The 22745-nt window shown below is 59.0% G+C and carries 20 protein-coding genes, 4 pseudogenes and 1 other annotated feature; of the genes and pseudogenes, 10 read left to right on the top strand and 14 right to left on the bottom strand.

Features of this window, described 5'->3' with window-relative positions:
- Positions 1 to 15 precede the first annotated feature (15 nt).
- The 8 genes from HOY44_RS20670 to HOY44_RS20705 form a co-directional block, all read right to left on the bottom strand.
- Positions 16 to 1167: an acyl-CoA dehydrogenase family protein gene (locus tag HOY44_RS20670; RefSeq protein WP_287437487.1), complete on the bottom strand. Its 1152-nt coding sequence runs from the start codon at positions 1165 to 1167 to the stop codon at positions 16 to 18.
- Positions 1164 to 2288: an acyl-CoA dehydrogenase family protein gene (locus tag HOY44_RS20675; RefSeq protein ID WP_138424282.1), complete on the bottom strand. Its 1125-nt coding sequence runs from the start codon at positions 2286 to 2288 to the stop codon at positions 1164 to 1166. The genes HOY44_RS20670 and HOY44_RS20675 overlap by 4 nt, the downstream gene beginning before the upstream one ends.
- Complete coding sequence (locus HOY44_RS20680) at positions 2275 to 2724, bottom strand: MaoC family dehydratase (protein WP_138424283.1); 450 nt, start codon at positions 2722 to 2724, stop codon at positions 2275 to 2277. Before HOY44_RS20680 ends, HOY44_RS20675 begins: the two co-directional genes overlap by 14 nt.
- Complete coding sequence (locus HOY44_RS20685) at positions 2721 to 3440, bottom strand: transglutaminase-like domain-containing protein (RefSeq protein WP_287437490.1); 720 nt, start codon at positions 3438 to 3440, stop codon at positions 2721 to 2723. The genes HOY44_RS20680 and HOY44_RS20685 overlap by 4 nt, the downstream gene beginning before the upstream one ends.
- A gap of 63 nt (positions 3441 to 3503) precedes the next feature.
- Positions 3504 to 4640, bottom strand: coding sequence for a CaiB/BaiF CoA transferase family protein (locus tag HOY44_RS20690; protein ID WP_138424337.1), 1137 nt, complete (start codon positions 4638 to 4640; stop codon positions 3504 to 3506).
- Between the two features lie 10 nt (positions 4641 to 4650).
- The gene (locus tag HOY44_RS20695) at positions 4651 to 5508 is read right to left on the bottom strand and encodes a MaoC/PaaZ C-terminal domain-containing protein (RefSeq protein WP_171043050.1); all 858 of its coding nucleotides are present in this window, start codon (positions 5506 to 5508) and stop codon (positions 4651 to 4653) included.
- Positions 5509 to 5531: 23 nt separating this feature from the next.
- Positions 5532 to 6683: an acetyl-CoA acetyltransferase gene (locus HOY44_RS20700; RefSeq protein WP_287437495.1), complete on the bottom strand. Its 1152-nt coding sequence runs from the start codon at positions 6681 to 6683 to the stop codon at positions 5532 to 5534.
- A gap of 3 nt (positions 6684 to 6686) precedes the next feature.
- Positions 6687 to 7064, bottom strand: a complete 378-nt coding sequence (locus tag HOY44_RS20705; protein WP_100160982.1) for a Zn-ribbon domain-containing OB-fold protein — start codon at positions 7062 to 7064, stop codon at positions 6687 to 6689.
- Between the two features lie 104 nt (positions 7065 to 7168).
- Here HOY44_RS20705 and HOY44_RS20710 point away from each other — a divergent pair, with 104 nt between their 5' ends.
- Together HOY44_RS20710 and HOY44_RS20715 are read left to right on the top strand one after the other, a co-directional pair.
- Positions 7169 to 8314, top strand: a complete 1146-nt coding sequence (locus HOY44_RS20710) for a CaiB/BaiF CoA transferase family protein (RefSeq protein WP_138424285.1) — start codon at positions 7169 to 7171, stop codon at positions 8312 to 8314.
- A 33-nt stretch (positions 8315 to 8347) separates the two neighbouring features.
- Positions 8348 to 9514: a CaiB/BaiF CoA transferase family protein gene (locus HOY44_RS20715; RefSeq protein ID WP_287437498.1), complete on the top strand. Its 1167-nt coding sequence runs from the start codon at positions 8348 to 8350 to the stop codon at positions 9512 to 9514.
- Positions 9515 to 9535: 21 nt separating this feature from the next.
- On the opposite strand, the gene HOY44_RS20720 is transcribed toward HOY44_RS20715, so the two are convergent.
- Together HOY44_RS20720 and HOY44_RS20725 are read right to left on the bottom strand one after the other, a co-directional pair.
- On the bottom strand, positions 9536 to 10693 hold the full coding sequence (locus tag HOY44_RS20720; protein ID WP_287437500.1) for an acyl-CoA dehydrogenase family protein: 1158 nt from the start codon (positions 10691 to 10693) through the stop codon (positions 9536 to 9538).
- 108 nt (positions 10694 to 10801) lie between these two features.
- Positions 10802 to 12109 (bottom strand): annotated as a pseudogene (locus HOY44_RS20725) (IS4 family transposase); the annotation flags it as partial.
- 114 nt (positions 12110 to 12223) lie between these two features.
- Here HOY44_RS20725 and HOY44_RS20730 point away from each other — a divergent pair.
- Positions 12224 to 13390: pseudogene (locus HOY44_RS20730) on the top strand (IS3 family transposase).
- Positions 12451 to 12567 (top strand) — a sequence feature (AL1L pseudoknot). Its footprint overlaps the pseudogene before it by 117 nt.
- A 42-nt stretch (positions 13391 to 13432) precedes the next feature.
- Here the strand turns inward: HOY44_RS20730 and HOY44_RS20735 are convergent.
- Positions 13433 to 13648: pseudogene (locus HOY44_RS20735) on the bottom strand (integrase core domain-containing protein); the annotation flags it as partial.
- A 137-nt stretch (positions 13649 to 13785) separates the two neighbouring features.
- Here HOY44_RS20735 and HOY44_RS20740 point away from each other — a divergent pair.
- A complete protein-coding gene (locus tag HOY44_RS20740) occupies positions 13786 to 15042 on the top strand; it encodes an IS110 family RNA-guided transposase (RefSeq protein ID WP_287437502.1) in 1257 nt (418 codons plus the stop codon).
- Between the two features lie 236 nt (positions 15043 to 15278).
- Here the strand turns inward: HOY44_RS20740 and HOY44_RS20745 are convergent.
- The 3 genes and pseudogenes from HOY44_RS20745 to HOY44_RS20755 all read right to left on the bottom strand — a co-directional run.
- A pseudogene (locus HOY44_RS20745) lies at positions 15279 to 16090 on the bottom strand (IS3 family transposase); the annotation flags it as partial.
- Between the two features lie 244 nt (positions 16091 to 16334).
- Complete coding sequence (locus HOY44_RS20750) at positions 16335 to 16721, bottom strand: hypothetical protein (protein WP_287437504.1); 387 nt, start codon at positions 16719 to 16721, stop codon at positions 16335 to 16337.
- 454 nt (positions 16722 to 17175) lie between these two features.
- The gene (locus HOY44_RS20755) at positions 17176 to 17694 is read right to left on the bottom strand and encodes a hypothetical protein (protein WP_133119827.1); all 519 of its coding nucleotides are present in this window, start codon (positions 17692 to 17694) and stop codon (positions 17176 to 17178) included.
- A 168-nt stretch (positions 17695 to 17862) separates the two neighbouring features.
- On the opposite strand from HOY44_RS20755, the gene HOY44_RS20760 reads away from it, so the two are divergent.
- The 6 genes from HOY44_RS20760 to HOY44_RS20785 all read left to right on the top strand — a co-directional run bounded on the left by HOY44_RS20760 (position 17863) and on the right by HOY44_RS20785 (position 22732).
- Entirely contained in the window at positions 17863 to 19065 is a 1203-nt protein-coding gene (locus HOY44_RS20760; RefSeq protein ID WP_287437506.1) for an NAD(P)/FAD-dependent oxidoreductase, read from the top strand.
- Between the two features lie 30 nt (positions 19066 to 19095).
- Positions 19096 to 20382 (top strand): aromatic ring-hydroxylating oxygenase subunit alpha, encoded by a 1287-nt coding sequence (locus tag HOY44_RS20765; protein WP_088626332.1) that lies wholly within the window; start codon positions 19096 to 19098, stop codon positions 20380 to 20382.
- Positions 20379 to 20894 (top strand): aromatic-ring-hydroxylating dioxygenase subunit beta, encoded by a 516-nt coding sequence (locus HOY44_RS20770; protein ID WP_287437510.1) that lies wholly within the window; start codon positions 20379 to 20381, stop codon positions 20892 to 20894. The genes HOY44_RS20765 and HOY44_RS20770 overlap by 4 nt, the downstream gene beginning before the upstream one ends.
- A 62-nt stretch (positions 20895 to 20956) precedes the next feature.
- Positions 20957 to 21724, top strand: coding sequence for an SDR family NAD(P)-dependent oxidoreductase (locus tag HOY44_RS20775; RefSeq protein WP_121067000.1), 768 nt, complete (start codon positions 20957 to 20959; stop codon positions 21722 to 21724).
- Entirely contained in the window at positions 21721 to 22047 is a 327-nt protein-coding gene (locus HOY44_RS20780) for a non-heme iron oxygenase ferredoxin subunit (RefSeq protein ID WP_088626329.1), read from the top strand. The genes HOY44_RS20775 and HOY44_RS20780 overlap by 4 nt, the downstream gene beginning before the upstream one ends.
- Complete coding sequence (locus HOY44_RS20785) at positions 22037 to 22732, top strand: TetR/AcrR family transcriptional regulator (RefSeq protein WP_287437514.1); 696 nt, start codon at positions 22037 to 22039, stop codon at positions 22730 to 22732. Before HOY44_RS20780 ends, HOY44_RS20785 begins: the two co-directional genes overlap by 11 nt.
- The last annotated feature ends 13 nt before the right edge of the window (positions 22733 to 22745 follow it).

Consider the following 22745-nt stretch of genomic DNA (forward strand, 5'->3'; position numbering starts at 1 on the left):
CCGTGGGGTATTGAGTCAGGCAGGCAGTCCCAGGACGGCCTTGGACAGGATGTTTCTTTGGATTTCGTTCGATCCACCGTAGATCGTGGTAGGTCTGGCCTTGTAGAAACTCGCCAGAACATCGACACTTACGTTGCCGACCTGAAGCGGCCCGATGGAGCCGCCATCGGGACCGGCTGCTTCGATCATCAGTTCGGTGATGCGCTGGAAGCATTCAGTCACCCAAATCTTCAGCATGGACACATCCGCACCGAGCGTCTCGCCACGTTTGAGCTGATCTGCAAAACGGGCATAAAGCGCGGCATGATCTTCCACATCCAGTGCCGCCTGGGCAAAGCGGTCACGGAACACCGGATCGTCAAACGCGCCACGGCCACGGGCAAAGCTTTCAAGCTGTCCCAGAGCGTTCTGGGCCAGACTTGGCGAACCGATGAAAATGCGTTCGAAGCTCAAGAGAGCCTTGGCCATCGTCCAACCCTTGTTCAGCTCGCCCACGCGGTTCTCGCGGGGCGTCCGTGCATTGTCAAAGAAGACCTCGCAAAACTCGGTCTCGCCCGACAGGGTCATGATGGTGCGCACCTCGACTCCGGGTTGATCCATCGGAGCGAGCAGGAAACTGATGCCCTGCTGTTTCTTCGGCGCATCGGGATCGGTGCGCACCAGCATGAAAATATGCGTGGCGTCATGCGCCATCGTGGTCCAGATCTTCTGTCCGTTGATGACAAAGTCGTCGCCGTCAATCTCTGCGCGTGTGCGCAGGTTCGCCAGATCGGACCCGGCGCCGGGTTCCGAATAGCCCTGACACCAGATATCTTCGCAACTCAGGATACGCGGCAGCCAGTAATCTTTTTGTTCCTGGGTGCCGAATTTGATGATCAGCGGCCCGACCATCTGCACGCCCATGTCGCGGCCGCGATTGACGCCCCAGCGCTGCTGCTCTTCGTAAAAGATCAGCAACTTGGCGGCGTTCAGCCCCATACCGCCGAATTCAGCGGGCCAGGCTGGCGCGACCCAGCCCTTGGCGTGAAGCTTGCGGTGCCAATGTTCGATCTCGGCGAACTTCGGTCGGTGCGGCAGGTGACGCAGCTCCTCGGGATATTCCGCCTCGAAGAACTGGCGCACTTCTTTGCGGAACTCTGCATCGGTCATAGCGTTCCAGTCGGTCATTGTGCTGCCCCCTCTGCTTCGCGTGCCTCGAACCATATCCGCCTGTGATAGGCATCGTCGCCCAACCAGGCCGACAGCACCAGCGCCCGGTTCAGGTAGAGCCCGATATCGAACTCATCCGTGTACCCGACGGCCCCGTGCAGCTGGATGGCGTCGCGGGTGATTTTCTTGGCGGCCGTGACGGCGCGCGCTTTGGCGCGGCTGGCAATCGGGGCCCGAACCTTCGGATCGGTTTCGCTGTCCATCTGCGCAAGCGCCTCCCGCACTCCGGCCTGCGCGACCTCGCACATCACGTTGAGGTCGACGGCACGGTGCTGGATGACCTGGAATGATCCGATCGGCTTGTCGAACTGCTCCCGCGTCTTGATGTAGTCGAGCGTGATCTCGAAGGCGCGCTCGCTCAGGCCGACAAGCTCGGCCGCGGCAAGCGCCGTTGCATCGGCGACAGCCTCGGCCAGTGCAGTGAGAACCGCACCGCTGCTGGCCAATTCCGCGGCCGGAGTTCCCGAAAACGAAAGCTCGCCCAGAGAGCTGCCATCCGCCTGCGTCCGCTTGTCGATGACAAGCCCCTGCGCGTCTGCCTCAGCCAGAACCAGAACCGGACCATCATCCTGTTCGGCCACGACAAGGAACCCGTGCGAACCGATCGCACCGACGACCCAGGCCTTGCCACCGGTCAGCTTTCCGTCCGCGTATCGGCAGGTCGCATCGGCAGGCGCCCCGTCGGGGCCGCGTTCCTGCCAGGCAACCGCCAATGAAATTTCGCCGCCGATGAGCTGTGCCATCTTCGGATGATCCGGACAAAGGCGGCGCAGAAGGCCGAGGCTCAGACCGATCGTCGACACGACCGGTTCCGGGGCAATCACACGGCCGACTTCCTCGGCGATGACACCCCCGGCAGCTAGGCCCATGCCAAGCCCGCCCTGATCTTCGGGCACCGCCACGCCGAAAACACCGGCCTCGGCGAGTTCCCGGACCATCTCCGCATCGAAACCGCCCCCGGCATCACGAAGTTTTCGGGCTCTGTCACTTCCGCCCGCCCGTTCAAACAACGTGCGCGCGCTCTCGCGCAACAGGCGAAGGTCTTCTTGTTCGCTGGAAAGGATATCAGTCTGTGTCATTTTGTTTTCGCTGGATCATCACGGGGGTGTCGGTCGAAAAAACGACCTCGCCCGCAGGGTTTTTGGCGCTGAGCGTATAGTGCAAAACACCTCTGTCGGGCTTGCTTTTTGACGGCGTGACCGCGTTGACCGTCAGTTCGACATCAAGGGGTTCGTTCGGGCGCACCGGCCGCAGCCAGCGCAGATTGTCAAAGCCCATGCCACCGATATTGGCGACATCGACCATCATTTCAGACATGACCGGCCTGAACACTTCCAGCATCGTCTGAAAGCCCGAGGCGATCAGGCTGCCATGTATGGCGGTTGCATAGTCTTCGTCGGTGTGCAGCCGCTGCGGATCCCATTCCTTGGCAAACGACTTTATTGAATCCGCGCTCATCGGAGCGCTGCGAAAGCGATAGACTTGGCCCGGCGAGAAGTCTTCCAGATACCTCAAGAGGCACCCTCCTTTGCGAAACCGTCATCATATCCGCTCGCATCCTTGGATATCCGGATGCGGTTGAATTCTTCCAGCTTCGGATAGGTTTCCTTGAACGCCAACAGGAACTCACCCATCGGCGCGTCGAAATAGAGACCACGGTCGTTCACATATTCCATGTGCCGGTGATTCTGTTCGTCGAACTCATGAAAGAGCGCGTCGTTATAGCCGTCGAAGACCAGGGGTTTGACCCCAAATCTTTCACACAGTTCCATGTTGAATGCAGGTGTCACCTTGTAGGCCTCATTCCCCAACCACAACTGAACATAGCCGTGGTAGATAAAGAGATCGGTCCCCATCAACTCCTGCAACTTGGGTGTATTCAGGTGGTTGCGCACATCCGCGAACCCCAGAGCGGCGGGGATACCCACAGCACGCAAACAAGCCGCCAGAAGAATTGCCTTGGGAACGCAAAACGCCGCTTCCGCCCCAGCGATACGGCTGGCACGGTAAGAGTCCTCATCCAGCGCAAAACAATAGGGATCATAGCGAATATCGTCGCGCACCGCTTCGAACAGGCGGATCGCCTTATCTCGATTGGTTGCGCCCAAAGGAAGATCACGCAAAGCCGATGTCACGAAACCCTGCACTTCCAAGCTATCGCTTTCCACAAAGCGCGATGGCATGACATAACGCTCAGCTTCAGTCGGCAGGTCATCGTCAGACTTGTCCATTGGCCCCTCCTTTTTTCTAACAAATGTTAGAATACCGATTCAAAACCTGCCCGTCAACGGGATTTACTCTGTCTTTGGTTGGTCCAAGCCATAACGCGTATTGTCTTCGCCCAGAGTGGCTGCAACTCCGACCGAATTTCCGGAAGAACGGAACTCCGGGGCAATTGGCAGCGGCAAAGCGGGCGCGTCCCGGCCGGAGATTTTTACGGTCCGCCCGAACACGTCACGCGCTTTGAAATGCGGGCCACGCGCCGCCTCGGCGGGCGTCTTCACGACCGAACAGCAGCAATCTGCCGCAGCCAGCAAAGGCTCCCAATGGGTCGAGGGGTGTTCCCTCAGACGACGTGCAACCTCTGCGGCACAGGCATTTGGATCGGACCAGTCATCGCGAAGGGCCACCGGCAAACCAATGACATCGCAGAACGACTGCCAGAACTTTTCTTCCAACGCGCCGACGGCGATCTGACGCCCGTCCGCAGCCGTATAAAGCCGATAACGGGCCAGGCCACCCGTCAGACGGCTGCAACCGCTTTCGATGTTCTGCCCGGCAATCACACCTTCGGCATGGGCCCAATAGGCAAAGGCGAACGCCCCCTCGGCCATTGCGATATCCAGATGCGTCCCCTGCCCGCTTGCCTGCCGCGCAATCAGGGCCAGCAGGATATTCATCACCGCAGGATAGGTTCCGCCTCCGATATCGGCGACCAGCCCGAACGGGGCTGTTGGCTGGTCATCCGGTCCGCGACTGAGCGACAGGATACCCGCATCACCGACGTAGTTGAGATCGTGGCCGGCGGCGCTGGCCTTTGGTCCGGTCTGGCCATAGCCGGTGATCGAACAATAGATGAGACCGGGATTGATCTTTCGCAACGCTTCATAACCAAGCCCCAGCCGGTCCATCACGCCGGGACGAAACTGCTCTACCAGAACATCGGCCCTCTCGATCAAGGGGCGCAGTCGTTCCACTGCGCCCTTTGACTTGAGGTCGATGGCCACCGATCGCTTGCCGTGGTTCAATACGGCAAACCCGATGCTCTCTCCGTCGATCCTGGGCTCCGTGTGGCGCGCGTCCTCGCCGACTCCGGGCCGTTCGAACTTGATCACTTCGGCGCCGGTCTCAGACAGCATGAGCGTCGCCATAGGACCGGGAAGAAGGGTGCTGAAATCCAGCACCAGGATATTCTTGAGAGGTTGAGCCATCTTCATTGCCTCAGGCGAAGCGCGCCGCGCCGTTGTTCAGAACAACCACGTCGCGTGCCGGAACAGACGCTCGAAACCGGGCCTCGCCGTCCTCTTCCCAGATTTCGAACCGCACGGTTTCGCCGGGATAGACCGGCGCCGAGAACCGAACATCCAGACCGACAAGCCGGGCAGAATCATAGTCCAGCAACGTCTTGAGAATCGCCCGGGCCGCCAGCCCATAGGTCGCCAGACCATGCAGGATCGGGCGGTCGAACCCGACAGAACGGGCAACATCCGGGTCAGCATGAAGCGGATTGAAATCACCGCTGAGACGATAAATAAGGGCTTGGCGCGGCAGGGTATCGATATCACATATATGATCAGGCGCCCGATCAGGCAGCACTGCGGGTGCCGGACCCGCCTGGTTTTCACCGCCAAACCCCCCATCACCGCGACAGAAAGCCGACATCGCCACGCGCGCTAGTTTTTCGCCGCTGTCCGCGTCGATAATATCGCGGCTTTGGTAAATGACGGCTCCCTTGCCCTCGCCCTTGTCGGCGATGAAATCGATCTTGCTACGGCCGACAAGCCGGGCATGTGTCGGCAGCGGCTTGTAGATGTCGAGCCACTGTTCGCCGTGCAGCACTTTCTGCCAGTTTACGCCGGTCTTGGGATCGCGCAGCCAGAAGCCGGGATACCCCAAAATAACCGCCATCGAGGGAACTGCCTTGAGCCCGTCCTCATAGACATAGGCCAGCTCCTTTTTGTCGGTCGGATCCTCACCGAACCCAAGGCCGAGTGCATACAGGATGGTATCCCGCTCGGTTAGCGTCTGTTCGATTTCCTCAAAGTCCCAGTTCGACAGTGCATCGAAATCCAATGGCATTTGCTTTCCTCCCTTAGTTGCCGTCAGAGCGTGTTTTGAGATCCAAGTATGGCCGTGACCTGACTGGACAGCACACCGCCGTTGCCATGCGCCAGCGCCAGATCAATATCCTTCAACTGAATGCCTGGCGCGTCGCCACGGATCTGGCGGGCAGCCTCGATCACTGTGAAGATGCCGTACATCCCGGGGTGCACACAGGACAGGCCGCCGCCATTCGTGTTCACCGGCAAGACGCCGCCAGGCGCGATGCGACCGCCCTCGACAAAGGCCCCTCCCTCGCCCTTGGCGCAGAACCCCAGATCTTCAAGAAACAGGATGGCATTGATGGTGAAGGCATCATAAAGCTCGACCGCCTGGATGTCCGCAGGGGTCACGCCGGCCGCCGCAAAAGCGCGCGCGCCCGAGGCGCGGGCGGCGGTCACGGTGAAATCCTTCATTTGCGAAATCTGCCGGTGCGAGCTTTCCGCAGCACTGCCCAGCACATAGACAGGCGCCTTCGGGAAATCCCGGGCGCGGTCCGCGTGGACCATTACGATCGCGCCGCCACCGTCGGTGACAAGACAACAGTCGCGCACGGTCAATGGATCGCCCACCATGCGCGCACCCAGCACGTCCTCGCGGGTCAGCGGGCCGCGCTCGAACGCTTCGGGGTTGCGCTGCGCCCAGGCCCGCGCGGCAACGGCCACGTCGGCCAGCTGTTCGCGGGTGGTGCCGTATTCATGCATGTGCCGCGCCGCGGCCATCGCGTAGGCCGAGATCGGATAGCGCGGATTATACGGCGCCTCGTAGGCCGGCGGACGTGAAGCGGTCACCAGTCTGCCCGATGCGGTGCGCTGGTTGGAGCCATAAACAATCAGCGCGACATCACACAGACCGGCATCAAGGGCCATGGTCGCGGACGTCAGGTAGTTTACGAAGGACGAACCGCCCGACATTGTGCCATCAATGAAACGGGGCTGGATGCCCAGATACTCCGCCGCCATAAGCGCCGGCATGCTGTCTTCCATCATGGTGCAAAACAGCCCGTCGACGTCGGACAGGTTCAGCCCGGCATCGCCAAGCGCCGCAAGCGCGGATTGCGCCATGACATCATAGGCCGTCAGGCCATGGGCTTCTCCGAAACCGGCATGACCGGTTCCCACGATGGCGGATTTTCCCCGAAGTTCAGTGGTCATGGCCTATCCCTCCGACGGTTTGAAAAGCACGGCCGGAACACCCTCAGCCTCGCCCACGAATGCGGTTACAGGCATGTCGATGACGACCTCACCTGGGGCAATGCCCTCGACCCGGCTCATCATCCGGACACCCTCGTCCAGCTCGACGACGCATACGTTGTAATCGCCGCCCCGTTCGGGCTTTCGGCGCACAACTGTTGTGGTGTGGACCCGTCCCTTGCCGCTAGCCTTCTTCCAAGAAATCGCGCTGCCATGACAATGGGGACACAGGACTCTCGGGAAAAAGTGATATGCCCCGCAGTCATCGCACTTGGGCAGCAGGATCTCTCCCTCTGCCAGCGCGCGTTGGAAAAACTGGTCTGGTCGTTTGGCGTCCTGCACCGGCGTTCTCCTTCAAGCGATCCAGTCTTTGTCTAATCGTATTGATTATGTTTCTAACAATTGTTAGATTTAGTCAACCTTTCAGGATCAATTGAGAGAAACTCATGTCAGGTTCAGACTTAGCCCCCCTTTCCGGCAAACTCGTCGTTGCGTTGGAACAGGCAGTCGCCGCGCCTTTTTGCTCCTCGCGGCTGGCCGATGCCGGCGCGCGTGTGATTAAGATCGAACGCAAGGGAGCCGGCGATTTCGCCCGCGCCTACGATACCGCCGCCAACGGCGAAAGCGCCTATTTCACATGGTTGAACCGGGGAAAGGAATCGGTGGCGCTGGACATTAAAGCCGACGAAGACCGTGAAATCCTGCTCAGGATGCTGGAAAACGCGGATGTGTTTATTCAGAACCTGCTGCCGGGCGCGCTGGCCAAGCTCGGGCTCGATTCCGCAAGTCTGCGAGAGAGGTTCCCGCGTCTCGTGACCTGCGACATCACCGGATATGGCGAAGACGGCCCGATGCGCAACGCCAAGGCCTATGACCTTCTGGTGCAATGCGAGAGCGGTCTGGCATCAGTGACCGGCACTGCGGACGGACCGGGACGGGTTGGAGTGTCGGTCTGCGATATCGCAACCGGTATGACAGCCCATGCCGGAATCTGCGAAGCACTGGTCGGGCGAGATCGCACCGGCAAGGGCAGCGGCGTTTCCGTGGCAATGTTTGATGTGATGGCCGACTGGATGTCGGTTCCGCTGCTATATCACGATTACCTTGGCAAGCCGACACCCCGTGTCGGACTGAACCACACGGTCATCTGCCCGTACGGGGCCTATGAATGCAAGGACGGTCAGCTTGTCGTCATTACCGTGCAGCACAGCGGCGAATGGCAAAGGTTCTGTGAACACATACTGGGCGACGCGGCTCTGGCAACCGACCCCCGTTTTCACGACAACACATCGCGCATCAACAACAAACCCGCGCTCGAAGTGCTCATCAAGGCCGTGTTCGCCTCGCATGACCGCGCCGAGATACTGAAGCGGCTTGACGCTGCGGGCATTGCCTCGGGCGCGGTGAACGACGTGGCGACCCTGTCCGGTCACCCCCAGCTTGACCGATCCGTGATAGGCACACCCTCGGGCGAGATCAACGTCCCGACACCCCCGATCCGGCGCAGCGTCGGCGAAACGACACTGCGCCCCTGCCCTGCCTTCGATGCGCAAGGTAAAGCCATTCGCGCCGAATTCGGACCCCGTTCATGAAAACGGTGGACAACCAAAAGGGTGGACAATCAAATGACCGCTGAGAACAAACCGGCGATCCTTCAAGGCGTGAAGATCGTCGATCTGACTTCTGTAGTTTTCGGACCTTTGGCGACGCAGATGCTGGGCGATCTGGGGGCCGATGTGATCAAGGTGGAAGGCCCCGAGGGCGATCTTCTTCGCCAGGTCCAGCCATCGCGCAACAAGCTGATGGGGGCCGCTTTTCTGGGGACCAACCGTAACAAGCGCAGTGTCGTACTCGACCTCAAAACACAAACCGGTCTCGATCAGTTGCGCAAACTGCTCATCGATGCCGATGTGATGATTTCGAGCATCCGGCCTGCGGCGCTTGCCAGATTGTCTTTGGATCCCGAAACCCTGCGCCAGGAAAACCCGAACCTGATCACGGTATCCGCCACCGGTTTCGGACAGGACGGGCCCTATGCCGCCAAGCCAGCATTCGACGATTCCGTCCAGTCGGTGTCGGGATTGGCCAGCCTGGCAACCTTGCGCGACCCCGAGGCACCGCCCGCTTATGCCCCGACAATTCTGGCCGACAAGCTTGGCGGCGTGACCGCCGCCTATGCCGTGATGGGCGCCCTGTTCCACCGCGAACGTACTGGAGAGGCCCAGCATGTCGAGGTTCCGATGTTTGAGACGCTGGCCGCCTTCCTGTTGGCCGAACATATGGATGGTGCCACCTTTGAAGAGCTTCCGCAGGATTTCGGCTATGCCCGCATGCTGGTTCCGCACCGGCGTCCAGTTCAGACCGCTGATGGCTACATCACAATTCTGCCTTACACCAACGTACAATGGGCGCGGTTCTTCAAGACGGTTGGGCGCAATGACATGATCGACCATGCCTGGGTCACGGACATGGATGCCCGAAGCCGCAACATCGGCGCAGTATACGATATGGTGGCGCAGATTGCGCTGACCCGGACCACAGATGAGTGGCTTGACCTCATGGAGCAGACCGACATACCCGCCATGCCAGTGCGCAACCTGTCAGATTTGCCGAACGATCCCCATCTTGCCGCAACCGGGTTCTTTCAACGGATTGATCACCCGACCGAAGGTGCGATCTGGACGACACGCCCGCCGGTTCGCTTTTCGGCGACCCCTGCGCGACATGATCATCGCCCGGCCCCGCGACTTGGGGAACACAGCGACGAAATTCTGGGGCCGGGCAGGGAATAGCCCCGCCCGGCACCGGACGGATCAAACATCCATCGAGCGTGCGATCAGTTCCTTCATGATCTCGTTGGTGCCGCCGTAGATCATCTGGACCCTGCTGTCGGCATAAAGTCGCGCGATGGGGTATTCCATCATGAAACCGTAACCGCCGTGCAGTTGCAGGCATTCATGCATGACCTCGTTCTGCGTCTGGCTGCCCCACCATTTCGCCATCGAAGCCGTGGCCGCATCAAGTTCGCCCGCTTCAAGACGCGCGAGCCCGTCATTTACGAAGGAACGTAGCAATTCGGCCTTGGTTTTGCATTCTGCCAGTTTGAAGCGTGTATTCTGGAAGTCCATGATCCGGCTTCCAAATGCCTTGCGATCCTGAACATATTTCACCGTTTCATCGATCGCAAAATCAATAAAACCGAGCGCGGTAATGCCGATCATCAGCCGCTCCCAAGGCAGCTGCTTCATCAGCTGGTAGAACCCCTGCCCCTCTTCCGGACCAAGCAGGTTCGCCGTAGGCACGCGCACATCCTCGAAGAACAGCTCAGCAGTATCCGAACCTTTCATACCCAGTTTCTTCAGGTTCCGTCCCCGGCGAAAGCCCTCGGCGCCCTCGGTTTCCAGAACGATCAACGAAACGCCCTTGGCGCCGGCGATGCGGTCGGTCTTTGCCACGATCACAACGAGATCCGCCGTGTGCCCGTTTGTGATAAAGATCTTCGAACCGTTGATCTTGTAGTGGTTGCCATCCTTTTCCGCATAGGTTTGTACGTTCTGGAGGTCAGAGCCCGTTCCAGGCTCGGTCATGGCAATCGCCGCAACGCTGTCGCCGCTGACCAGTTTCGGCAACCACTTTTTCTTCTGTTCCTCACTGCCATATGCGTTGAGATAATGGATTACGATGGACTGGATCCCATAGCCCCAACCCGTATCACCGGTGCGCCCCTGCTCGTAGACGGTAATCGCGTCGAACCCGATGCCGCCACCGAACCCACCATATTCTTCGGCAATCGAGCCACCCATGACACCCTGCTGACCGACTGTTTTCCAGAAGTCGCGGTCAACAATGCCCTGCTCCACCCATTTCTCAATGTTCGGAGCCATCTCTGCATTGAAAAGCCTGCGCGTACTATCCGCGAACATCTTGTGTTCATCCACTACCCAGCTAGGGGAGTTCTTGATCAGAGACATGTTTTATTCCTATCGAGTCATCCTTGCATTAAAAAAATCTAACAACTGTTTAATTTCCTGACAATGAACCCAAGCCTTTCTGACGTATGGTTCCGGTTGTTCTTACGGTTACCCACAAGTGTCCGGCGGCGGTGTTGCGAGCCAGGAGCCTTTGACGAGGTCGGCGAGACGGGAAAAGCCACGCCAGATGACCGTCGTCCCGGGCGGTGCGTCGGAAGCGCGGTCGAGGTCGCCTCCGAGACGCGCGACGGCCCTGACATAGAATTGGAGGTCGCGCAGTACCTGGCGCTTCCTGTCGGGCGTCGCCTGATCGAGCAGGTGAAGCTTGTCCTCCGTGAAAACGGCGGCAGGGTCCGCCGCCGGTGCATCTCGGCTGAGCATTGCCAGCCATGACACGCGCCAGGCCACGACGCAGCACAACGCGATGCAGTTGGCTAAGCGCTCGGCAGTCGCGAGGCACAGTTCCTCGATCCGGCAGCCAGTCTTCAGAGTCCGGAAGAAGGTCTCGATCTTCCAGCGCAGTGCGTGCCATTCGAGCTTGTGTACAGCGTCCGCGTGGGTCGCCACTGGCAGGTTCGTGGTCAGTTTCCAGATGACGGGCATCCGGCCTTCCGGCGGGTCGAGTTCCTCGGCATGGATGATCTGGAGCTCCTGATTCCGGAATTTCCGCTGCTTTCCGATAGGCGGCCGGACGGTCATGGTGGCATGCCGGACTGACAGCACCGCGCAATGGTCATTGCCTTGCAAGTCCCGGAACCGCACCTCATGGGTGCCGCTGGACTGCACCTGCGCCATGACCTTGGCGATGGTCGTGCCGCCATCCTCCGCCAGGCGGTCGACGCAGCTCCGGACCAGGAAGTTGGTCCCGAGTTCCTCGGCCAGGCAGTAGAGTTCGTAGATGTCGCTCTCGCGGTCGCCGACATGCACGCAGCGTTCCGGCGCGCCTGCCAGTTCGGTGGACAGGCGCAGATTGCCGAGCCAGCGCATGCTCTCCTTCTGCTCGATGGGCACATGGGTCGGATTGATCTTACGCTTGAGCGCCGCGGACCCCTTGAACTTGGAGCGCGACCAAAACTTGGCGGCTGTCATACCGAGGGGCAAACCGTCCGGCGTGATCGCCAGGCTGGCGTGCATCAGGAGCCCGCAGATCGCGTGCTTCTGGTAGCGGCCTTCCTTCAGCTTGCGTCCGGTCGACACCTTGGTCAACCTGATCTTTTCCGGCGCGGCGCGTTTGAAGTTGAATTCCGTAGTGTCTTGCAGGACCAGAATGGGACCGTTGGTGGCCTGGGTGCGCAGGGCGGAGGCGGCGAAATGCCCCTCGAGGATTTTGTCTTCGCGGATACTCCCGTTGGAGAAGAACCGGTAAGTCGCCTTGGTGTTCGACCAGTCCTGGAACGCCGTGGGCAGCGATTCCCCTGGCTGAACCGCTCCGGGTTTTCCGGAGGCTCCAGATCAAGGAAGGATTGGAGCCATGGAAAAGACAACAGAGCGAACCGCTATTCACCTGAGACACGAGCAAGGGCCGTGCGGATGGTATTCGACAATCAAGGCAGCTACGACAGCCAGTCGGCGGCGATCAAGGCCATTGCACCGAAAATCGGTTGCGGCCGGGATACGTTGAAGCGTTGGGTTCAGCAGGAAGAAACCGACGCTGGTCACCGGGATGGCGTGACATCTGAGGAGCGGGCCCGGATCAAGGATCTGGAACGCGAGGTTCGGGAGCTTCGGCAGGCCAACGAAATCCTTAAGAAGGCCAGCGCGTATTTTGCCCAGGCGGAGCTCGACCGCCCACTGAAACGATGATCGGTTTCATCGAAGATCATCGGGCCGAGTATGGGGTCGAGCCGATCTGCCGTGTTCTGCCGATCGCCCCTCGACCTTCTACGAGCATCTGGCCATTGCCCGAAACCCGGATCGGGCGTCGGATCGCGCCAAGCGGGATGCCGCCTTACGGCAAGAGGTGCAACGCGTCTGGGATCAGAACTTCAAGGTCTACGGGGTGCGCAAGGTCTGGCTTCAGATGCGCCGAGAAGGCTTCGACGTGGCCCGCTGCACGGTAGAACGGCTGATGCGGCAGCTTGGCATACAGGGCGTTGTTCGCGGCAAGGCCCAGAAAACGACGCGACCGGACAAGGCGTTGCCATGCCCGCGCGACAAGGTGAACCGACAGTTCCGGGCACCGGCGCCGAACACACTCTGGGTCAGTGACTTCACTTACGTCTCGACCTGGCAAGGCTTCGTCTATGTGGCCTTCGTGATCGACACCTTCGCCAATCGGATCGTCGGCTGGCGGGCGTCAAGGTCCCCGCAAACCCAGTTCGTGCTGGATGCACTGGAGCAGGCGCTTTACGAGCGGCGTCCAAGCGGCGATCTGATCCATCACAGTGACCGCGGTAGCCAGTATGTGTCGATCCGCTATACCGAGCGCTTGGCTGAAGCCGGGATCGAACCCTCGGTCGGCAGTGTGGGTGACAGCTATGACAACGCCCTGGCCGAGACGATCATTGGGCTGTTCAAGGCGGAAGTCATTCACCGGTTGGGACCGTGGAAAGCGCTGATGCCGTCGAATGGGAAACCCTGAAATGGGTCGATTGGTTCAACAACCGACGCCTGCTGCAACCCATCGGAAACATCCCGCCAGCAGAGGCCGAGGAGAAGTTCTATGAACAGCAAAACGAGTTCGATAACGTCGCGTGAGACGGAGTAATCAGCCTCCGGGAAACCCGGGGCGGTTCACCGCCTGGTTTCGTTGTAGTCAGTTCTCCAGTTGTTGATCCGGGTTCGGGCATCGTCCATCGACAGGAACCATGATGCGTTCAAGCACTCTTGGCGAAGCCGACCGTTGAATGCTTCGATATAGGCGTTGTCCGTTGGTTTTCCGGGCCGGGAGAAGTCCAATTCCACCTTGTTCAAGTAGGCCCATTGGTCGAGCAGCCGACCGGCAAATTCCGGGCCGTAGCACCTCGGGAAGAAGCGCTTGTTTAAGGTTATGGCCACGCGCGCAGCCCTCAGATAGCGCAGCGGGTGGCCATAACCGGGTCGCAGGTCTCAACAGTGGTTTTGCATGAACCACACCGCTGAGGAGACCGGCTATGACCGCCACTCATTTTATCGCGCCGACCCTGTTGGCCGCCATCGACATTTCCAAATACCGCCATGAGGTGCTGATTGGCATTCCAGGTAAGAAGCGCCGTCGCCGCCTTACGATCACAAACACTCTGGAGGATTTCCAGCGACTGGCCGCCGCTCTTGCCAGCTACGACCTGCCGGTAAGGATCGGCTTTGAGGCGACTGGCAACTACCATCGGCCACTTGCGCACCACCTCGGCCAGGCCGGTTTTGACCTGAAGCTGGTCTCCTCAGTAGGTCTGGCGCGGACGCGGGAGGCACTGCACAACAGCTGGGACAAGAACGATCCGAAGGACGCCCAAGTCATCCTGCATATGACGGAGATCGGCGCCGTGCAGTTTTTCCACGATCCACTGGTGACTGGCATAGCGGACATCCAGGAACTGTCAAAGACCCACGAGATCGTTTCGCGCTCGAAGACTGAGCTCTGGCACCGCATCCTGACGCATTACCTGCCGCTGTACTTTCTCGAGGCGGAGCGCTTTCACCGCAGTTCGCGTACTGACTGGTTTTTGGCATTCCTCGAGAAGTACCCGACGCCGCATATGATCACGGCCAGGAGCCGTGAGGCCTTCGTTGCAGATGCGTGGCAGGTGGTCGGTCGGAAGGTCTCAAAAGAACGCCTGCTTTCAGATATTTACGCAACGGCGGTTGGCTCGGTGGGTCTGCCCGTTCACCCGGAGTCCGACGCCGTTCGCATGTTTCGCCTTGTGCTGGCCGAAGGCCGAAGCCTGGTTCGCCAGCGCAACGAGATCGAGGCGCGGGCCATCGAGCTACTTTCTGATCATCCCGACTACCAGTTGCTGACCACGATCCCCGGGATCGGCCCGATCAACGCCCTGACCATCCTGGCCGAAGCTGGCGATCTGCGCCGTTTCCGCCATCACCGCCAGTTCCTGAAGTTCTGCGGCATGGACCTGGCGACTGCGCAGTCCGGCATGTTCCGCGGTCAGAGCCGCATCTCGAAGTATGGCAATGCACGGCTTCGCAGAACTCTCTGGATGGCAGGCCAGGTTGCTGTGCTCAAACGCACGAACAGCTTCCGCGACAAGTTCGAACGCTACATCTCGCGGGATCGACACAATGCCCATCTGCGTCGCAAAGCCTACACCGCGATCGCCGCCAAGATGGCGCGCACCGTAAACGCCGTGGTCAAACACGGCGAACCCTATCGCCCCTTCTTCGAGGGGGTGAGCCCAGGCGGAAGGACCCTTGTCTGACAAGAGCCGTGGAGGCAGTTAGCTGACCTCGTAGATAATGTTCAGGTCTTCCGCTTGGGATTTTGGATCTCGTCTTAAGGACGGTGAGGGCCGCCAACGCGCGTACCCTGTGTTTGCTATGGGAGAGACCGCTTCTTGACGGCGGAGACCGCTTGGGCAATCATACCAGGGCATCCGAGACACCGGATGCCCCATGACCTGCTGACCTAAGCAGCAAAATTTTCCCGATATAGGACGTTGTCGACTCGAATGCTTCGAGGCTTGCCTCTGGTCCGCGCCAATCGATCCAGTTCGTCGATGACCTGGTAGGCGCGGAAGTTCGCCCTCGCAGCGGTCGCGAGAGCCTCTCTCGTGAAGCAGTCCACGATCGTCAGGATCCGGAACGGTTTCTTGTCGAACAAGCGGTCCGACATGAAGTCCATGGCCCAGACGTCGTTCATGCCGTCGGCCTCCGATCGACCGGATCGATACCGGCAGGCGCGACGCCGCTTCGGGCTGCGGGTCCTTATCGACAGGCCTTCTTCGCAGTATAGCCGGTACAGGCGCTTGTGGTTCACGTGCCAACCCTCGCGCTGCAGCAGAATGTGCAAACGGCGATATCCATACCGCACCCGGCTCTCAGCCAATTCTTTCAGCCTCATACGAAGTTCTACTTCAGGATCCCGCCTGGATTGGTATCTGTGGGAAGCCCGTCCGAAGCCCATGGCCCGGCAGGTCCGGCGTTCCGACACCTCAAACACATCCTGATAGTGCCGGATGACTGCACGGCGACGGACAGGCTTCACCACTTTTTTCGCAGTGCATCCTGAAGCATGGTCTTGTCCAACGTCAGACACGCGACCAGACGTTTCAGCTTCCCGTTCTCGTCTTCGAGCTGCTTCAGTCGCCGGATCTCGGATACGCCCATCCCGGCATAGACCTTCTTCCAGCGATAGAACGTCGCTTCCGAAATCCCCATCTTTCGGCAAATCTCGCCGACCGTCGTTCCCGTTTCCGCCTGCCTCAAGGCAAAGGCAATCTGTTCGTCGCTGAATCGTTTCTTCGGCATCAGTACACTCCTCTCTTGCCAGAAATGTACCCAAAATTTCGCACTCAGTTCGGACCAGTTTCAGGGGTCAAGACCATCCTCCGTTTTCCTAAACATAACGGCGGACCACTTCAGTGGGGGCGGATCAACTTCAAGCCGGTGAGGATCGTCTGCTCAGATAGAGTAAATAGTCGTAAGGCATTGCAAGAGGTGGCCTGGATTTTCGACCAGTTTGCAGCCCTCAATCCCGCACCTGACGCGATCTTCATTGCATCGTTGTCTGCGGCGGCATGGGAGATCCCGTTTGCCAGAGGCCGAAGGTGAAGAGCCGAAGCGGCAGAATTTCAAACGCGACCCGATTGGCTATTTTCCTATCGACATCGCCGAAGTCAAGACAGCGTAAGGAAAGCTTTATCTCTTTGAGGCCACTAACCGAATTAGCAAGTTTGCTTTCGCGCAACTGGTCGCGCATGTCAATCGCAAGTCGGATTGCGAGTTTCTTGAACACCCTCTCGAATCCGTTCCGTACAAGATCCACACCAACCCGACGGATAACGGCATCCAGTTCGCTGAACAGGCTCGGAGCCGTGACAGCGTGACGTTCCGCAAGATGCGGTTTGATCTGATCTGCGAGGCAAATGATATCAAGCATCGACTAGCGAAACCCAACCACCCGTGGAGTGAGGAGGGTCAGGCAATGTTCCGAGGGACCATTGCCCGACGAACGGCCAGGTCGAAGGTTTGAACCGCACATTTTGGACGCCACGGTCACACGGTATCATGACGAGAGCCACGATCAGCTTCGTAGCCACCTCAGTGACGCCCTGGACGCTTACAACTTCGCGCGCCGCCTCAAGACGCTGAAATGCCTAACGCCGCCCTACGAATACATCAGCAAAATCTGGACTGCAGAACCAAATCATTTATCCTAAATCCGATCCACCAGATGCTGCGATGAACCCCTTGGGTCAGGCCGTTCGACATCGGCAGCGCGAAACGCCGACCTGCACTACTGTCTTGACTGGCTCAACACCGCAAGGCCACACTCGGCCCTTTAAGGCCTTTCCCCCGCGCTCGGCGTTGAGCAACCCGATGGGATCCAACACCTAGGTGCCGAGCGGCATTGCGCAAGTGCATACAGTCCCTTTTGTCGAGGGAATCACTCCCAGTTCAATTGATTCGAATTCCTCGCTGGCGAGCAGGATGTCTTCTTTGTGTGTCAGCGCCTCGACATGCCCGCAAAGAATACGCGAATAAGACCATTTCGATTCGGCGACCACCGTTCCGTCCCTGCGGCACAACTGAATGATCAATGGTGCGTCCTGACCATTGGCCGAGCAGGATTGAAAGCCATCGCCGATACCAAATGCCTCGACGCGGCAATGCCCCTCGGAAAGGCATTGAATGCTGAGTTCAATCTCAACCATCCCGACAGCGGCGTCGAAATTTTGGTCATAGAAATAGACGCTCCCGATCCGGCCATAGCGGACTTTGCCGAGGGATGCATCATGGGGAACCTGCGGATCTGCGCGATCCGGCATCCGCGGTGGAAGCATGCCAAGACTGCAGCTTTGATACCCGCTAACAACCTGTATTTTATCACTATCTTCTGCTTTTTGCGACATAACTGTGCGCCTCCCTGATTTTCGTGCATTGACAAACAGTCTAACCTGTTTGTAAATTCTTGGCAAGAAAGTTGACCGGCCGGGAGGTGGCCGGAGAAGGGGGGAGAGAATGCAGACCGACAATTACAGAAATGCTCCGGGCGTGGCCTGCAGGTTCGTTGGCCGCCCATGACCGAACGAGTCGTTGTCGTTGGCGCCGGTCAGGCCGGGGCCCGAGTCGCGCTGGAACTCCGTTCGGCGGGATTCTCCGGTTCGGTCGTTCTGGTCGGGGCGGAGCCGCATCTGCCCTATGAGCGACCCCAGCTATCCAAGGAAATGCTGACAGATCCGGCTTGGTCGACTCGTTTCATGAAGGCGCAGAGCGACTGGAGCGCCGCCGAAATAGATTTGCGGCTGGGCAGCCCCGTCGTCGACGCCGATCCCAACGCTCGGGTCGTGGCGCTCGCCGGGGGCGAGGAGCTTTCCTATGATCATCTGGTTTTGGCGACGGGTACCAGCGCCCGGCAATGTGATCAGCTTGCCGGGTTGACCGTGCCGATCCATGTCCTGCGCACGATCGAGGACGCTGCTGCCATCCGCGAACGGATGGCTATGGGTGGAAAGATCTTGATCGTGGGCGGCGGGATCATCGGACTGGAAGTTGCCGCAGCGGCAGCGGGGACCTGCGACGTGACTGTGGTCGAGGCCGGCTCACGTCTATTTGAACGGGGACTGCCCGCGGAGGCGTCCGAACATCTGGAACGGCTACACGCCGGGAACGGCGTTCGTTTCCGGTATGATGTAAGGCCGGTCTCGGCGTCGGGGTGCGACACCACGCTGAGCGATGGATCGGTGGAAAGCGCCGATCTTGTAGTAGTCGGCATCGGGGTGGAGCCGCCGCGCGGGATTGCCGCCATGATCGGTTTGCCAGAGGGCGCGCAGGGGCTTCGGGTCGACGACAGGGCCGTCACCGAAAGCAGCGGTGTGCTGGCGGTCGGGGATGCGACCGAACAGTTCAGCCGGTGTCACAATCGCTGGATGCGGATCGAGACCTGGGCGAATGCCAACCAGCAGGCCGCCATCGCCGCGGCGTCCATAACAGGCACGGCGCAGCCGGCAAAGGCTGCGCCGTGGTTTTGGTCCGATCAGTATAGCATGAACATTCAGGTGGCGGGCGACAGCATCGGTGAAGAGACCGTCTTGCGCGGTGATCCTGCCAGCGGTCGCTTCGCCGTCATCGCCTTGCGGGGCGGTGAAATCGTCGGGGGCACCACAATCAATGTTCCCAAGGACATGGCCGCAATACGTAAACTGGTCGGAAACGGCATCCGGCTGGAGCGGGCCGCCATCGAGGACCCCGCTTACAAACTCAGACAGGCAATTCCCGCCTGAAACCCATCAACCGGAGGAGGATAAGACGCAATGAAGCCCAACGGAAACGATCCCTTGGTGATGATCGACAACGATCGGCATCTCTTCAAGGTTTCCAGAAACAACTTTACTGACCCGGATGTGTTCGTAAAAGAGCGCGAGCGTATCTTTTCCACTTGCTGGCTTTATCTCGGCCACGAATCGGAACTAAAGAAACCGGGTGACTTTGTGACCCGAGTGGTCGGCGGCCGCAGCATTCTGTTCAACAAGGACCGCCAGGGCAACATCCGGGCGCTGTTCAATTCCTGTCCCCACCGGGGTTCCCAAGTCTGCCGTGAACGCAAAGGCAACGCCAAGTCCTTTCAGTGTTTCTATCATGGCTGGGTCTTCGGCCAGGACGGCGCGCTGAGAAATCAGCCGGGCGAAGAAAGCTATGGGCACGACTTCAAGAACGACCCTGATTCCAACATGCGTCAGGTGCCCCGGCTGGAAAGTTATCGCGGGCTGTATTTCTTGTGCTACGACCCTGAAGCAATCCCGCTTGTTGATTACCTTGGCAATGCCAAGGAATATCTGGATGTGATCTTCGATCAGTCGGTTGACGGCATGGAGGTCATTGGCGGCACCCAGGAATACGCGATGAACGCGAACTGGAAGCTTCTGGTAGAAAACAGCATCGACGGCTATCACGCGACGAGCACCCATGCGACTTATCTGGACTACCTCAAGTCGATGGAAGGCGGCCTGACCAATGTCGCGTTGAGCGGTGTTGGAAAGGATCTAGGCAATGGCCACGGCGTGATCGAATATAGCGCCCCCTGGGGACGGCCTGCCGGTCAATGGGTGTCACTCTGGGGCGATGAAGGGAAGAAAGAGATCGACGCTCTTAACGCCCGGAACGAAAAACTATACGGCAAGGAGAAAGCAGACCGGATCGCTTACAAGAACCGCAACCTGCTGATTTTCCCTAACCTGATCATAAACGACATCATGTCGCTGACGATCCGCACCTTCTTCCCGCAATCGCCAAACCTGCTTCACGTCAATGCCTGGGCGGCCGGACCGCAGGAAGAGAGCGCGGCGGCTCGCAAGTTCCGCCTGTCGAACTTTCTGGAGTTCCTCGGGCCCGGCGGCTTTGCCACTCCGGATGACGTAGAGGCTCTGGAACATTGCCAGCTGGGCTATCGTAATAGTCAGGAAGTGCGGTGGAACGACATATCAAAGGGCATGGGCTTGGAACAGCCGGCGATGGACGACGAAGAGCAGATGCGTGCGTTCTGGCGTGAATGGAGCCGCCGCCTTACCGGCCCTGAACAAATCCGGGGAGAGCGGACATGATCGCTGCAACAGAAAAGGGATCTGACGCCGGGACGCTCACGCGGTCAGAAGTAGAGGATTTTCTATACGCCGAAGCGGAGCTTCTTGACGAATGGCGGCTGCCGGAATGGCTGGATCTGTTCACCGACGATGCGACCTATCAGATTCCGCCGACGGACATTCCCGCCGATGCGTCACCCGACAACAACCTGTTTTACATCGCGGATGACAGGTACCGGTTGGGCGAACGGGTCAAGCGATTGATGAAGCGGACCGCCCATGCGGAGTATCCGCATTCAAAAACCCGCCATCAGGTGTCGAATGTTCGTATCCTTTCGCAAGATGACGGTCAGGTTGAAGTCGCGTGTAATTTTTCGACCTATCGAACCAAGGATGACTTCAGCAACATCTTCTTTGGCAAGCTCCTGTACGGTCTGGAGGTTTCGGACGGCAAAACCCGGATCAGGTCCAAGCGTGTTGTTCTTGATACCAACGGCCTGCGTAATCAGGGCCGGATCAGCATAATTTTGTAACACGGACGGATCGCGCCCCGGTCTTGCAGGGGCGCGATCGACGAAGAGTGAGGGGACCGACTATGAGCGGAAAACTGTCAGGCAAGGTTGCCCTGATAACGGGAGCGGGGCGCGGAATTGGTCTGGTTATCGCTGAACGTCTGATGGCAGACGGGGCGCGGCTGGTGATCGCCAATTTCGACGAGACCGAAGCGACCGTGGCGGCCGAGGAAATGGCAGCGCGACATTTTCAAGGAAAGCCCCCAGTGGTCGTTCCCGGAAACCTCGCGGACGAATCCGTTGCGAAGACGGCTGTCGATGCGGCCATTGGCGCATACGGACGGCTCGACATTCTGGTCAATAATGCAGGTGGCGGGATCATCAGAGCATTTGCCGAACATACGCCCGACACCCTTCGTGAAACCATTGACCGAAATCTTTGGACGGCGGTCTGGTGCTGCTGGCACGCGTTGCCTGTCATGCGCGAACAGCGTGGCGGGCGGATCGTGAACGTTGGTGCGGATTCCGTGCGAAACGGTCTGTGGGATCATGCCGCCTATAATGCGGCCAAGGGCGGCATGCACGGCATGACCACCGGATTGGCCCGGGAGTACGCCCTTGACGGGATTACCGTGAATACAGTGGCCCCTTGCGCGACCAACACACCGCAAATGGCCGAGATTACCGAACGCGATCCTAAATTGGCAGAGAAATTTCTCAGTGTGATCCCGATGGGGCGACCGGCGGAAATGAGCGAAGTCGCTTCGATGGTAAGTTACCTGGCCTCGGACGAAGCGAGTTTCGTGACCGGACAGGTGATTTCGGTAAATGGCGGGAGCACGATGCTATGAGTGAAGATACAAAAAGGATCTTGGCTCTTTTCCCCGCCGAAGATTTGCCGGAAGGCGAAATACGTGCCGAGACCCTGCCGAATGGAGACGTCATCGCCGTCTACAATGTCGATGGCAACTTCTTTGCCACTCAGGACCAATGCTCGCATGGCGAGGCTTCGCTGTCCGAAGAAGGCGAATTGTGCGGAAAGTTTGTCGAATGCTCGTGGCACTTCGGAACCTTCGACGTGACCACGGGCGAACCCGGACTGATGCCCTGCGAAATTCCGTTGAAAACCTACGCTGTTTTCGTCGCGGATGGAAAGGTATCCATTGAATACTAAAATTTCCTCCAACAAACAGAGCGACAAGGCGGACGCCGATGTGGTCAATGCCTCACGGTCGCAAGACGAACGCAGCCTAGAAATGCGATCACGCCTCATATCGGCCTCAATCGAAGTGTTGCGCGAACGTGGGTTTTCCGGGTTCAGCACCGAAGCGGTGGTGCAAAACGCCGGGGTATCGAGGGGCGCACTGCTGCATCATTACCGTCACAAACGGGATTTGATCCTGGCAGTTCACGAGCACCTCTACCAAATTGCCGTCGACAAAAGCGTCGAGGGCGCTGAAGCAGCGACCGACCAGAGCAAAATTTTCGACGAGATGCTTAGGGATGCAGAAAGCTTCTTTCTGGGGGAGCATTTCTTCAGCGTTCTGGACATTGTTCTGTCCGCGAACACGGATCCCGATCTGAAGACCGAGATTCTGGAGGCGTCGCAGAAAGCGCGTCTGCCGATCGAGGCCGCATGGGTCAAAGTCATGTCCAAATACATGCCGCCGCCTTTAGCCGAGAACCTGGTCTACATGACCTTCAATATGGTCCGGGGTTACGCAATGCGGACGCTCTGGGACAGCAATGCCGAAAAATATGCCGAAGTCACCGCCATCTGGAAAACCATGATGGTCGATGCGTTGAAACGCGAAAACATCGATTGGCCCGTTGATCAGGCAAAGCTGCAACGGCTCTGAAAAAAGCTTATTC

The sequence above is a fragment of the Maritimibacter sp. genome, assembly GCF_016774595.1.
Lineage (GTDB): Bacteria > Pseudomonadota > Alphaproteobacteria > Rhodobacterales > Rhodobacteraceae > Maritimibacter > Maritimibacter alkaliphilus.